The sequence below is a fragment of the Spartinivicinus ruber genome, from assembly GCF_011009015.1.
Lineage (GTDB): Bacteria > Pseudomonadota > Gammaproteobacteria > Pseudomonadales > Zooshikellaceae > Spartinivicinus > Spartinivicinus ruber.
Window position 1 is genome coordinate 1,369,691 of record NZ_CP048878.1, and the last position, 12,181, is coordinate 1,381,871.

The following is a 12,181-nucleotide window of genomic DNA, read 5'->3' on the forward strand; positions in this document are numbered from 1 at the left end:
CCATAATAGATAGTATTAGCTACTTAATGAGGTCAACTGGCATAAATATTTCGTCAATTCTTGGTTTTTCTAAAAAGCTTTCTTTGATAGTAAATCGATAGCCTTCCCCTAATGTTCTAAATAAGCCATAAGACTTCCAGTCACACGCTTTACCTTCTTTTGACTTCACACCAGAATTACACTCATAAGGATTAGTTGAAATACCATTGCATGCAGGGCACTTGAAAGCGACTGTTTTTATTGCAGCTTTCAAGTCTTCTAGTGTTTCATATACATCAACACCTTCTAGACTGGGAAAGTTTGACTCTTGATAATAGTTAATGGCTGAATAATTTCTGGTTTTTTCGATAGCAGAGATAATTTCGTACTCGGAGTAGCCAAGTTTTTCTGAGTATTCGGTAAGCATTTTATTCAAAAAGGACTCAAGTTTAACTGCTCTGTCTTCACCGACTTTTCCTTCCCAACTACCTCTAGCCTTCTCTTTAAGTTCATTGATGATGGTTTGGGTATTCATTAATTATCTCCTTTCTTCAGGCAATAAGGTGCCGTGGCTCAAAATTGAGCGTTTAAAAAACTATTGCTTAATTAATTTAAAAACTTGCTGGTTCTACAAATAACTTATGCCGGGTTTTATCAAGCACATATCGCATACGACAACGCAGACGGTTATGAGTGGCCAAATCAGCTTGATATTTTTCGGTTATTTTATCCCATAGTAAGTCGGCTTCTGTTTTTCTCCTCCTTAGCTGTTGATTATTAATTATTTCGTTTTGAGGTAATCGAGTAGCCATAGTCATGCGGCTACCGTATTTGCTAGCGTCATGGATGTTTTCCCTCTACCAACCATTTGAATAAATAATTGTAGAAATAACTTATTTACATCGATATCTTGGTTGTTAACAACTAAGCAGCCTCGCTCCGTATCAATATAAACCTCAACGACTGTAGTTATTTTGGGTGCCCGAGGAATCAGCCCGGTTCTAATTTCTTTCCATACACATTCAATTTGCTGTTTAGTCAAACGTTCTCCCGTAAGGTCTTTATGGTCTTCAACAGCTTCAATGACACGCTGTCTTAAAACCGTAGGTGATAATACCTTTTTCTCTAATTTAACTTTGAATACGGCTAATTTTTTTCGTGTCTCCAGATAACTACCTTTTTTAACCGGTACAAAACCATAACTTAATTCTTGATATTTACTACAAGGGGTAAACTCCGCATCTCTAACCCCACCTAATAACCGCTCAACAACATAATCAGCATTAGCATTTAGCTGATATACATTTGCGTTTTCATACATAGCTCGTCTCCTTTTGAGTTATCTAATGGCAAATACTCCAGCCGTCTTCCCGTCCGTTGTACTATGCGGACTTGCCTGGGTTTATCAGGGTTATCATTCATCACCATCGGCACACTATTAACGAGAAATGCAGCTAATAACATCATCACCACTGGCGAAACATTAAGGGTGACGATCTTCAGCCGTATTAACTCGGCCACTAAATGCGCTCGATTAGCAGTTTTAAGCTTGTAATGTACGTTTTTTATTCTGCTGCTCACTGAGTTGGGTTCTACACCCTGCTCACGAGCAATGACTTTATCAGTCTTGCCGGATAGTAAACCTAAGCAGTATTCAGTCTCACGTGGGGCTAAATATGGGTTGTCCAAGTGAGCTTGCCAGTGTCCATCTGTAGTTATTGTGCTGTCCATAGCGTTGTAATCAGAAATAAAATATGAGTCCTTAAGTAAATTTTGAATTCATATTTATATTTGTATATGGTTGCAAGGAAGTATAGTTGTATATATCTATTAGAGGGTTGACTACTAATAGGTATTAGCTATTTTCTGGGTGGGAGACTGGGGCGGATACAGGTGGGCTATTTGGCTTTTTCTCTTCGCTCAATAACATCAAGCAATGAGTTGATCATTTGAAGGTCGTACTGGCTTAGCTTATGTTCTAGCGCTAATTGTGTGACTCTTATAGAGGTTTTACTTGCTCCTTCAACCACTTTATTTCGTGAGCTGCTTTCACTATCGGGTTTAGTAGTTGGTTGGTCATCATCGGCATCATCTAGCCATTCTTTTGTAACGATACCTTCATCTGATTTAAGCCACCCATAAGGGCAATCTAAAACTTCACTTAATCGTTTAACTACAAGTTTTTTTGGTTTGTTACGCCCTGACTCCCAAGCTGCAAATGTCGGGGTTGAAACGCCTAATTTTTCTGCAATCTCTTTCTGAGTTAGGTTGCGATACTTGCGGACAGCCTTCAGTCGGTCTTTGAAGTCACTATTCTTATCAAACCCTGTCTCAAGCCAATCATCAGTTATGTATGTTTCATCAGAAGCAAGCCATTCTATGGGTATGTCAAATATATTTGACATCTCTCTAAGCACTATCTGTGATGGGCTTGTTCTTCCTGTCTCCCAAGCACCTACAGCAGACTTAGTCACACCTAGCTTGTCAGCAAGCTCCTGTTGTGACAGGTGTGTAGCCTGTCTTGATACTCTGAGTCTATCTTTTAGCTCGCTATTTTTAGTATTCATTCTTGCATATAAAAATTTTAATGAAAAATAGTAACCAAAATCGTTGCCTGTATTGACAACAAAGTATTCAGTTAATAATATTCTAGACATATAAAAAAAGCCGGACCTCCTTCACAGGAAGCCCGGCCTCATAATAAACCCTTATCAACACTAACACTAGTGCTTGAGAGGCACCCTTACGCCAAAGTTTGGGGGTGAGTGTTAAAGGAGACGGGAACACCCGGCTCTCGTCGTTCTAGCGCTCATGTTGTGTAAAAACTATACCGAGTTTCTGTTTAGCTGTCATTGAAACTAACAAGTATGTCTACTTATACAGTATCCAATATAAAGGAGAGCTGATATGGAAGTAGTAAAACCACGATGCATTAATCCAAAGTCCCAGTCTGGGTAACTTAACCGTTATCAATTATTGGGTTTAACGCTCAATAAACTTAATTAAAACCTAATTTAGTGGCTAGCAAATCAATTGTTTTTGCTGGCAGGGTCTTTTTACGCGCTGATTTTCTTAGCTGTAGATTGGCGGGGATAAATTTCAGGCATAAAAAAACTGCTTTACCCGTCAAAGCGAAGCAGTTTTTTTAACAACAAAAGGATGTAGATATTATGCAGAAAACTGCCGAAAAAATCAACACCAATGCAGTAATTCAGGAGGGGTGTTTATGAGTGTACAAGCGATTGCTTGGGCGTTTACCCTCTCAAACCTTGAACCCAATAAAAAAATAGTTTTATTAGCGTTGGCAGATAATGCGAATGATCAGGGTTACTGCTGGCCGGCTATGGATACAATTGCGGAAAAAACATCATTATCACGTTCAACAGTCAAACGACATATCAAGTCTTTAGCAAAATTAGGTGTATTAACAAAGTTTGAACGAGCCGCTGCTAGTGGTGCAAGCACATCCAATTATTTTTATTTACATGTAGGCTGCCAAATTAATTTAAATACCCTCTCTGAAACTGAAGAAAATGAGGGGGATCAAAATGACCCGCCCTTGAATATTGAGGGAGTTCAAAATGAACTACCTGAAAATATAGGGGGTTCACCAGTGAACCGGGAGGGGTGCACTAGTGACCTGGGGAGGGGTTCACCTGTGACCCCCAAACCATCATTAGAATCATCATCTACAACGACAACAACTTCGCGCGAGGTCAAAAATTCAGAGCCTGATATTTTTCAAAAAAAATACGAAACCCGAATAAAACCCCAGGGTGATCCCATGACGGAGGATTGGAGTCCTGACTGGAAACGAGTAAAAGCCAGTTTAATCCGAGCAGGGATTAATCCTGACTTTGCCAACTTAAAACTTGATGAGTTTAAGCTCTACTGGATTGGTCGGGGTGATTTGCATCCAGCTTGGACAGCCCGTTTTATTCAACATTTGATAGATCAGTGGCCACGCCATCAAAGGCAACAACAGCTTGATCAAGCTTTGGATCAAAAAACCGAGCAGCAAGTAAAACAAATCCAGAAGCAGTGCGAAAACATGCAGTCAGGAGAAGGCTGGATCAACGACTTAGGAGACTTTTAGTCATGGAACAAGTAAACCAAATCGTTTCAAAAATCAATTTTAAACCTGTGCAACAGGATATACACCACAACCAGCAACAAACAATCAACCGAGAGCAAACTGAAAAAATCATTAATCAGGTTTTTGAGCGAATGAAATCCATCAGACCCGCTTGGCGGTTGTCATTGCCTGATGATCGAGCAGAGGCCGTTGCTAAAAAAGAATGGACCAAAGCATTTATCAAAAATGGCATTTTGAGTTTTGAGCAGTTACGCCATGGGTTTGATAAAGCTCGGTCAATTGATGATAAATATTTTCCTGCTCCTGGCACGTTCATCAAATGGTGTACACCTCAACCTGAAGATTTGGGATTACCTGAGCCAGAAACGGCTTACCTTGAAGCATGCAAGCATGCTCATGAGCTTAACCCTGGCAAAGCTAAATGGACTCACCAAGCCGTATACGAAGCCGCAAAACAAACGGGTTTCTTTGAATTAAAGTCAATGGCAGAAAAACACATACTGCCTGTCTTCACCAGAAACTACGACTTTATCACCAAGAAAATACTCAAGGGCGAGCCCATCAGTGATATACCCAAAGCGTTACCTGGCCAAGTACAACAAACCATTGCTGAACGAAACAAGGCTTACCACGATGATCAGCAAAAAAAGCAGTTACAAGAAAAAGGGCTGGATCAATTAAATAACCCAAAGGACGCAATGAACGAAATATATCGGATGTTGGGCAGGAATTAAAAAAAGCACTGCTTCGTCAACGCAGGTTGAGGGAGTAGTGAGTAAAACGAAGCAATGCACACGGGGGCTACCGTGCAATCAATATGACCCAAGCCAATTATAGAAGTTCACATCTTGTGCTTTATGATTACAAAATGAGGACATGCACCATGTCGATAATGAATGAACTAACTGAAACCATTGGAGAACAAGCAGCTATAAAGCTAGGTCAGTGTCTTGGGGGGGCTAGGGTATACATCCCCCGTGTTATAGGCAAGGACCACCTTATCACTTTGGCAGTGGGGCAGGAGTTAGCCAGTAAGATCGCAGTCCGTTTTAAAGGCCAAACCATTAACTTGCCAGCTAAGAATGAGTTTAAGACGCTTAGAAACCGAATGGTAAGGCAAGAGTATGAAAAGGTAAAACCAAGGTCAGGTGCTTCTAGAGGAGACCTTATTGCGATTAAGTATGGGCTTTCACGAAGACAAGTATTTAATATTACGAAAAATAAATAAAATTTTTATAGATAACTTCTCCTATTCTAAAGCAGTTAATAACATAAAATTGAGTTACGCTAACTTTTGTGTATCAGATGGAGGTGTAGGGCCTTCCATAATTACTAGCACACTCTTTGTATCATTATTTGTTTTTAAATATTGTAAATTGAATTCTTTAACCCATATTAAATCCATTTTACAATGATGTAGATTAGCTCCTTCTAGATTGGCTCCTTCTAGATTAGCTCCTTCCAGATTAGCCCCTGCTAGGTTAGCTCCTGCTAGGTTAGCTGCATTTAGTTTAGCTTTGTTTAGGTTAGCTTCTTCTAGGTCAGCTTCTATTAAGTTAGCCAATCTTAGTTTAGCCATCTTTAGGTTCGCCATCTTTAGGTTCGCCATATTTAGGTTAACTCTTATTAAGAAAGCTCTTTCTAGATTAGCATTGTTTAGGTTAGCTTTATTTAGGTTGGCTTTGTTTAGTCTAGCCATCTTTAGGTTCGCCATCTTTAGGTTCGCCATATTTAGGTTAGCTCTTATTAAGAAAGCTCTTTCTAGATTAGCATTGTTTAGGTTAGCATTGATTAGATTAGCATTGTTTAGGTTAGCATTGTTTAGGTTAGCCATTTTTAGGTTCGCTTCTTCTAGATCAGCATTTTCTAAGTCAGCTTTTACTAGATTAGCTTCTATTAAGTTAGTCATTTTTAGGTTGGCTTCTTTTAGATAAGCCTTTCTCATATTTTCTTTACAAAGATCAATCTGGCTTAAGTTATCTAAACTTAAACCCCACGCTTCAAGCGCTTCATTGAAAGAAACTTCTGAATTATGTTCTAGTTTATTTACTATTTTCTCAAGTTCGTCGAATAATTCTTTAGGATTTGTCAGCATTAGCTATCCTTCTATCTATAGCAATTTATTGAGAATTTTCAAGATAATACTCATGAGATTTATTGCTGATTAGCTTTGAGATTTTGTTTCTTAAATATACCTTCACTAAACCACTAAAAGGTATTTTGTACTTAGGGTAATGAGTTATAATAATGTCATTACAATAAACTATAAAGCTCGAATGATATTCTAGTGAATGTTCTTCACTCCTAACTATACCTAATTTTTTTTTAGTCAATTTGCCTGACAAAGGATGATTAATCTTTGTAGACTTAAAGCGCCACTCAGGCTTTTTAGGATTTGATGAGTTTCTCTCAATTATACAAAAATGATTATCGTATTCATATCCTCTAAAGTTACATTCACTAATAGACTTTTTATCCATGCCTTTATTATCAAAATAAGGTTTTACCCCTTTTATTCCTAGCCCTGTATTTGCTTCGTGAGTCGAAGATCTTTCAGTTGCATTATTTTCATTAAGTTTGTATGTCATTTCTAAATCTAGCATATAACTTAATTCGTCTTCAGAATGAATATCAAATTTTGCATTTTTTAATGATAAAACTAAGGTAGCAGCAGTTAATTGAAAACGGATAGCTCTATCAGTGAGCTTGTTATTTTCTTTGTTTGACCATTTAGCCTCGCAAAATTCCAAGCTGATTTTTAAATGATGTATTTTTTTATGAGGTACCTTTTCAGAAATAATACTATGATTCACACCTATGTCGCTAGTTGTCGTGTTAGGGGCCATTATTTATATTGCCTTTTAAGAATTATTCTTATAAGTGGTATAGTCGAATAACATCCAAGGTTCAATTTATAATTGATTGATACTAGTAGTCTAACAATAAAGTTTTTTCACCTTGACTTATGCTGTATCTCTAAGAATGAGCCAGTATATCAAAGCAGACAGGCATCACCTGTTGCCTTGAGTAGTGAAAGAACTTTTTGGTTGAAGCACTAGTCTACTGTCAATTATAAATTTACTATAATGTAGCTAAAGTGCAATATTGCACCTAAACATGCCTTTTTTTTCCCTTCATAATTTACCTAAGCCTCAGTTTTAAACTGGTTTCTTTTTTCAATTTAGATTCAGGAGCAATAAATTGCTATCTGGACGTACAGTAACCAAAGAGCAGAAACAATTTCATGATACCCTGGCAGAACACGTCGGCTGTATTGCATGCAGAAAAGCAGGCAGCTACAACAACTGGGTATCAATCCACCATATCGATGGCAGAACTAAAGACCACGCTCATTGGTATGTATTACCCCTATGTGCTGGACACCACCAAGACGGAACCGGCCATAACATATTAAAAGGCTGGGCAATCCACCCATACAAGGCACGTTTTGAAAAGCGCTACGGCACCCAACATCAGTCGTATATCGAATGCTTACACCTACTTGCTAAAAACCACTGTCCTCTACCAGAAGGATTAAAAACTTGGATAAGGGAAACAAAATGACAAGCATCAACTTGCCACTCATAAAACAGCAGTTTCCAAAATCAATGTTTAAGCAGTTAGTCAAGCCCGCTGTCAGTAAAACCGCAATAAACGTAAAGCCCGGTCAGTGGGTATGGGAAGACGGAAAAGGCAACACATACAGCCTAGATGGAATAGTTGAATGGCACACCCGCAGTGGACCAGACAATGAAGCTCAAGCCATGTACGAAGTTTATTTAAAACTAAGCCAATTACATGGCCACGCAGTAGAAAGGTGTTAATCAACTAAGGACATAAATAACGGGGGTGAGGTATGAACTGGAAAAAATCAATTTGTCAGTGTGGATTGGGTGAACAGCATTATCGCTATGATCGAGAAGATTGGGCCGGTGTTACTTACTGTCATGGAAATGACGGTAAAACACTGACTAAGAAATGGATCGGTTTTACTCCTGATGGGCAAACCACTAGAGCATACAGGATTCCTGAAAACCTTATGAAAAAGATTGATGATCTTTTCCCTATAACAAAAAAAGAGCTAATCAGTGAGCAAGCTTGAAACCACTTTAGAATTTTACTTAAAAGCACACAAGCTACCTAAGCCACTCACTGAATATAGATTCCACCCAACTAGAAAATGGCGCTTTGACTTCGCCTGGCCAGATAAAAAGTTAGCCGTTGAGGTAGAAGGCGGTGGATGGGTAAACGGAAGACACAACCGAGGCAAGGGCTTTGCCAACGACATGGAGAAATACCACGAAGCAATGAGCCTCGGCTGGAACATCTACCGCTGCAACAGCGAGCTAATCCACAGTGGCCGAGCGGTAGAGCTTATACAAAAGCTGTTGTCTGCTAGTTCCTAGTAGGCGTGCTAGACAGTCTGAGACCGAATTAGGGGGTGAGACACACAACAAACTAAGTACAACGCATTAAGTCTAAATCAGTCGCTAATACCTGAATTAGAGCGGCTAACACCAAATCAACAAGCATAAATCAAGAAAACCAACAACAAGAATAAAGCCTCCAATTTGCCGCTACTTATCGTGCTAGAGAGGCTAAGACCATATTAGTAAGAACGAATAAACCCTTGAAGGAGTGAAGTATGGTAAATGCAAACGTAATGGCATTATTAGCCCATGGCAGTATCAATTACGAAGGTGTGCCTGGTGGTACTCCCCAATTAACCGCTGAAGATGTTGCTGGTGCATTAGGTATGGGTAACCTACCACGAGAGGCGTACTTATTAGGATTGTTAAAGTATGCAGGTGATAAGACTGTGTTGTATGAGTTGGATACCCTGGTTCAAAAGTATGTGATAGGTGTGGGGGTGAAGGAGAAATGGCGCGAACCATGGCCAAATGACAAAAAGCGTTCCCTAATTTTCTTTAAACAATTTGCAAGACAGATGATTAATGAAGTGATAACAGAAAACATTTGTAATTCCTGTAAAGGAACAGGTGTTGATCGTCGTTCAAATAAGTATAGAAAATGTAATTGTAATAATGGAAAACGGGAGCCGTTAAAAAAAGACTTAGCTAAATTTTGTGGTATGAGTGATAAATGTTGGCGTGAGCGCTGGCACACACGTTATACAGAAACATTAAAGCAAATTCATTATTGGCATGGTCAGGTGCTTTGGCATTTAAATGAATTTGTTGAAAAAAAATCAGAATAAGTTTTGACAGGGTGCGCTGAATTGTGTACTCTAACTCCAGAATGTATTTTTATGTCTAAATTAAAGTGCATTCAAGTATAGAAAGTTTCGGGAAAAGCCTCATCATTCGATGGGGCTTTTTTTATGCCTGCAGAAAACCATTTCCCTACTAGATATCACTATGGACACTACTAATTTATACGCTGGCTCGCTTGTTAGATTAAAATCAGGCGGGCCAGTAATGACTGTTATTAATGTAAATACTTCAACTGTCGAATGCCGTTGGTTTGATGGTGCTACCCCACATAAAGACGTATTCCCTAAATCTACTTTAGAGCAAGTTAATTCTTTTTAACTATGAAAATCACTAAACTCGTTGTGCATTGTTCTGATACACCAGACGATAGAGATATATCAGCTGAGGATATCCATCGCTGGCATAAAGAACGGGGGTGGGATGGCATCGGATACCATAAAGTGATTAAACGTGATGGCACCGTTGAGAATGGACGCCCTGAGTTCTGGCCTGGTGCACATGTTAAAGGCCATAATCAATGTAGCCTGGGTGTTTGCTTAATTGGCCGTAACTGCATTACTTCCGGTCAGTTAATTAGCTTAGGAAAAGTAATTGACGATTGGCTATTGAAATATCCTGATGCTGAAGTAGTTGGCCATTGTGGTTTAGACCCTGGGAAAACCTGCCCTAACTTTGATGTGCCTGAGTGGTGGATTTCGGTTAAGGATATTAGGAAATATAGCCAGAATGGAGTTAACGATTAGCTTTTTCATTATTCTTGCAGCCACCTTTATTGGCACTGCATTACCTGCCATTGGTTTATTAATTTACTGTAATCACCAACGCAATAAGTATTCCCAAGACTACTTAAATAGAAAGTGCAAACTAAATGATAGCCACTATCATCACAGCCGTTAGTAGTTTATTTCAATCCTATTTAACCAACAAACAACACAAAGCCGAACTTAAGCAAGCCATCCACCAAAAGCAATTAGACGAAATTCAGCAAGGTAATATCAGTGCTTCAGAGCTAGATTCGTTGAGTATTCAGTCGCGAGGCTGGAAAGATGACTTTTTGTTGATTATTACGGTTTTACCCCTAGTCATTTGTTTTTTGCCTGACATGAGTATTTATATTCAGGATGGCTTTGATGCCTTAAAAGCTAGCGTGCCTGAGTGGTACTTATATGCCTTAGCCCTTGTTTTTATCGATACCTTTGGATTTAGAAGAATACTGCGTAGTGTGTTAGTTCAGTATTTAACGAATAAATTTGGTAAATAACTGACAACACGGTTAACCAGATGGTAACTGACAAAATCATATCCAATGCCCCTTATGTCGCCAGTGCTGCCACTGTGATTGCAGGTCTAACACTTAAAGACTGGGGTGTGATAATCGGTATTATTCTGACCACGACTACTGTTGTTGTTAATTGGGTGTATAAGCACCGGCAGGATAAACGAGAGACGGTTTTGTTTTATCAGCAGGTAAATCGAGGTGGTGCTGATATAGATAAAGAGTAAGGCTTCCTACAACCCCCAACCTTGCTCACTCTTGTGGGCTTTTTTTAAAACAATAAAGAAGATAGGTAATTTATGAATATTATTCCTTTCGAATTTAATCACTCATCAATTCGTGTTATCGACAAAAATGGTGAACCTTGGTTTGTGGCTAAAGATGTTGCAAAACTATTAGGTTATAGCAATCCAAACGCTACAATAGGTCGTCATTGTAAGGGGGTAACGAAACGTTACCTCCCCACCACTAGTGGAGTTCAAGAGTTAGCGATCATTCCGGAAAGTGATATATTTAGGTTAATTGTTAAATCTAAACTTCCAGAGGCTCAAAAGTTTGAAGAGTGGGTAATGGGAGAAGTATTGCCAAGTATTCGCAAAACTGGCAGCTATGGACTAACTCAAATTGATTGGTCTAATCCACAACAAATTGCAGGTATCTTGGCTCAATCAATGGAAAAAATACAAGAACAAAGCCTGCAAATAGAAGTAATGAAACCGCAAGCAGAGGCCTATCATCGCATTGCTGAATCCGATGGTGCATTGTGCATTACTAATGCAGCTAAAGACTTACAAGTGAGGCCAAAAGATTTATTTAATTGGTTATCTGAAAATAAATGGATATATCGCCGGACCGGTAATGCCAACTGGATAGCGTATCAGGATAAAATTCAACGTGGCCTGTTAGAACATAAAGTGACTGAAGTATACCGTTCCGATGGAACAGAAAAGATAGTTGAGCAAGTTAGGGTTACCCCAAAAGGACTAACATTTCTAGCAAAACAGTTGAATCAAGCATTATTAGTGCATTAATTTAACCAGTAAACTCAAAAGGAAGCTTGCCCACTTCGGTGGGCTTTTTTTTAGGTATTTATTATGCGATTTATCTTATTAGTCGTTTTAGTCTCTTCACTATTTAATTACTCACTAACTACTACTGACGTAGATAGCAACACTAAAGAACATCATGCCTAAGCGCACACCTCGTCCTTGTCGATCATTAGGTTGCAATGGTTTAACCCGAGAAAAACACGGTTATTGTGAGCAACATAAACAACAAGCATCAGGCTGGACTCAGTGGCAAAAGAACAAAGGTAATCGTCACCAGCGTGGCTATGGTAAGCCATGGGAAAGACTGCGCAAGCTAGTACTAGAACGTGATACTTACTTATGCCAAGCGTGTTTATTAATGAATAAATACACACCTGCGAATAGTGTTGACCACATTAAACCCAAGAGCCAAGGCGGTGATGATGCACTTGAAAATCTACAAGCCATTTGTCGTCCTTGTCACCAGAAAAAAACCGATCAAGAAAAAAATTATCGTCGCTAAGACTGCCTGAGAGCCTTTCTAAGCAATGCTGCCCACAATTAATGG

Annotated in this window: 21 protein-coding genes and 2 pseudogenes; 16 read left to right on the plus strand and 7 right to left on the minus strand. The window is 39.0% G+C overall.

All coding sequences use genetic code 11. The features are described 5' to 3' along the window. Positions 1-19: 19 nt before the first annotated feature. The 5 genes from G4Y78_RS06590 to G4Y78_RS06610 form a co-directional block, all read right to left on the minus strand. Positions 20-514 (minus strand): hypothetical protein, encoded by a 495-nt coding sequence (locus G4Y78_RS06590; RefSeq protein ID WP_163832275.1) that lies wholly within the window; start codon positions 512-514, stop codon positions 20-22. Between the two features lie 76 nt (positions 515-590). Beyond that, a complete protein-coding gene (locus G4Y78_RS06595; RefSeq protein WP_163832276.1) occupies positions 591-791 on the minus strand; it encodes a hypothetical protein in 201 nt (66 codons plus the stop codon). A gap of 2 nt (positions 792-793) precedes the next feature. Continuing rightward, the gene (gene rdgC / locus G4Y78_RS06600; protein ID WP_163832277.1) at positions 794-1,300 is read right to left on the minus strand and encodes a recombination-associated protein RdgC; all 507 of its coding nucleotides are present in this window, start codon (positions 1,298-1,300) and stop codon (positions 794-796) included. Continuing rightward, positions 1,270-1,710, minus strand: a complete 441-nt coding sequence (locus tag G4Y78_RS06605) for a helix-turn-helix transcriptional regulator (protein ID WP_163832278.1) — start codon at positions 1,708-1,710, stop codon at positions 1,270-1,272. Before G4Y78_RS06605 ends, rdgC begins: the two co-directional genes overlap by 31 nt. A 167-nt stretch (positions 1,711-1,877) precedes the next feature. Further along, positions 1,878-2,636, minus strand: coding sequence for a helix-turn-helix transcriptional regulator (locus tag G4Y78_RS06610; protein ID WP_163832279.1), 759 nt, complete (start codon positions 2,634-2,636; stop codon positions 1,878-1,880). 569 nt (positions 2,637-3,205) lie between these two features. On the opposite strand from G4Y78_RS06610, the gene G4Y78_RS06615 reads away from it, so the two are divergent. The 3 genes from G4Y78_RS06615 to G4Y78_RS06625 all read left to right on the plus strand — a co-directional run bounded on the left by G4Y78_RS06615 (position 3,206) and on the right by G4Y78_RS06625 (position 5,303). Next, positions 3,206-4,075, plus strand: a complete 870-nt coding sequence (locus G4Y78_RS06615) for a DnaT-like ssDNA-binding domain-containing protein (protein ID WP_163832280.1) — start codon at positions 3,206-3,208, stop codon at positions 4,073-4,075. 2 nt (positions 4,076-4,077) lie between these two features. Then, entirely contained in the window at positions 4,078-4,809 is a 732-nt protein-coding gene (locus tag G4Y78_RS06620) for a replication protein P (RefSeq protein ID WP_163832281.1), read from the plus strand. Between the two features lie 149 nt (positions 4,810-4,958). Further along, positions 4,959-5,303: a hypothetical protein gene (locus G4Y78_RS06625; protein ID WP_163832282.1), complete on the plus strand. Its 345-nt coding sequence runs from the start codon at positions 4,959-4,961 to the stop codon at positions 5,301-5,303. A gap of 54 nt (positions 5,304-5,357) precedes the next feature. On the opposite strand, the gene G4Y78_RS06630 is transcribed toward G4Y78_RS06625, so the two are convergent. Next, the gene (locus G4Y78_RS06630; protein WP_163832283.1) at positions 5,358-6,170 is read right to left on the minus strand and encodes a pentapeptide repeat-containing protein; all 813 of its coding nucleotides are present in this window, start codon (positions 6,168-6,170) and stop codon (positions 5,358-5,360) included. A gap of 25 nt (positions 6,171-6,195) precedes the next feature. After that, the gene (locus tag G4Y78_RS06635) at positions 6,196-6,921 is read right to left on the minus strand and encodes a hypothetical protein (RefSeq protein WP_163832284.1); all 726 of its coding nucleotides are present in this window, start codon (positions 6,919-6,921) and stop codon (positions 6,196-6,198) included. A gap of 355 nt (positions 6,922-7,276) precedes the next feature. Here G4Y78_RS06635 and G4Y78_RS06640 point away from each other — a divergent pair, with 355 nt between their 5' ends. From G4Y78_RS06640 to G4Y78_RS06695, 13 genes and pseudogenes are all read left to right on the plus strand, one after another. After that, positions 7,277-7,639 (plus strand): Ref family recombination enhancement nuclease, encoded by a 363-nt coding sequence (locus G4Y78_RS06640; RefSeq protein ID WP_163832285.1) that lies wholly within the window; start codon positions 7,277-7,279, stop codon positions 7,637-7,639. Continuing rightward, entirely contained in the window at positions 7,636-7,899 is a 264-nt protein-coding gene (locus G4Y78_RS06645; RefSeq protein WP_163832286.1) for a hypothetical protein, read from the plus strand. Before G4Y78_RS06640 ends, G4Y78_RS06645 begins: the two co-directional genes overlap by 4 nt. A gap of 32 nt (positions 7,900-7,931) precedes the next feature. Next, on the plus strand, positions 7,932-8,177 hold the full coding sequence (locus G4Y78_RS06650) for a hypothetical protein (RefSeq protein ID WP_163832287.1): 246 nt from the start codon (positions 7,932-7,934) through the stop codon (positions 8,175-8,177). Further along, a complete protein-coding gene (locus G4Y78_RS06655; RefSeq protein WP_163832288.1) occupies positions 8,164-8,481 on the plus strand; it encodes a PDDEXK family nuclease in 318 nt (105 codons plus the stop codon). Before G4Y78_RS06650 ends, G4Y78_RS06655 begins: the two co-directional genes overlap by 14 nt. A gap of 239 nt (positions 8,482-8,720) precedes the next feature. Then, a complete protein-coding gene (locus G4Y78_RS06660) occupies positions 8,721-9,293 on the plus strand; it encodes a hypothetical protein (RefSeq protein WP_163832289.1) in 573 nt (190 codons plus the stop codon). A 160-nt stretch (positions 9,294-9,453) separates the two neighbouring features. Beyond that, on the plus strand, positions 9,454-9,627 hold the full coding sequence (locus G4Y78_RS06665) for a YodC family protein (protein ID WP_163832290.1): 174 nt from the start codon (positions 9,454-9,456) through the stop codon (positions 9,625-9,627). Between the two features lie 2 nt (positions 9,628-9,629). Further along, on the plus strand, positions 9,630-10,052 hold the full coding sequence (locus tag G4Y78_RS06670) for an N-acetylmuramoyl-L-alanine amidase (RefSeq protein WP_163832291.1): 423 nt from the start codon (positions 9,630-9,632) through the stop codon (positions 10,050-10,052). Further along, on the plus strand, positions 10,036-10,206 hold the full coding sequence (locus G4Y78_RS06675) for a hypothetical protein (protein WP_163832292.1): 171 nt from the start codon (positions 10,036-10,038) through the stop codon (positions 10,204-10,206). The genes G4Y78_RS06670 and G4Y78_RS06675 overlap by 17 nt, the downstream gene beginning before the upstream one ends. Continuing rightward, positions 10,178-10,570 (plus strand): hypothetical protein, encoded by a 393-nt coding sequence (locus tag G4Y78_RS06680; RefSeq protein ID WP_163832293.1) that lies wholly within the window; start codon positions 10,178-10,180, stop codon positions 10,568-10,570. Before G4Y78_RS06675 ends, G4Y78_RS06680 begins: the two co-directional genes overlap by 29 nt. Positions 10,571-10,590: 20 nt before the next feature. Next, positions 10,591-10,812 (plus strand): HP1 family phage holin, encoded by a 222-nt coding sequence (locus G4Y78_RS06685; RefSeq protein WP_163832294.1) that lies wholly within the window; start codon positions 10,591-10,593, stop codon positions 10,810-10,812. 72 nt (positions 10,813-10,884) lie between these two features. Next, a pseudogene (locus G4Y78_RS31640) lies at positions 10,885-11,160 on the plus strand (BRO-N domain-containing protein); the annotation flags it as partial. A gap of 135 nt (positions 11,161-11,295) precedes the next feature. Then, positions 11,296-11,616: pseudogene (locus G4Y78_RS31645) on the plus strand (phage antirepressor KilAC domain-containing protein); the annotation flags it as partial. Between the two features lie 154 nt (positions 11,617-11,770). Then, complete coding sequence (locus G4Y78_RS06695; protein ID WP_163832296.1) at positions 11,771-12,136, plus strand: HNH endonuclease; 366 nt, start codon at positions 11,771-11,773, stop codon at positions 12,134-12,136. Positions 12,137-12,181 lie beyond the last annotated feature (45 nt).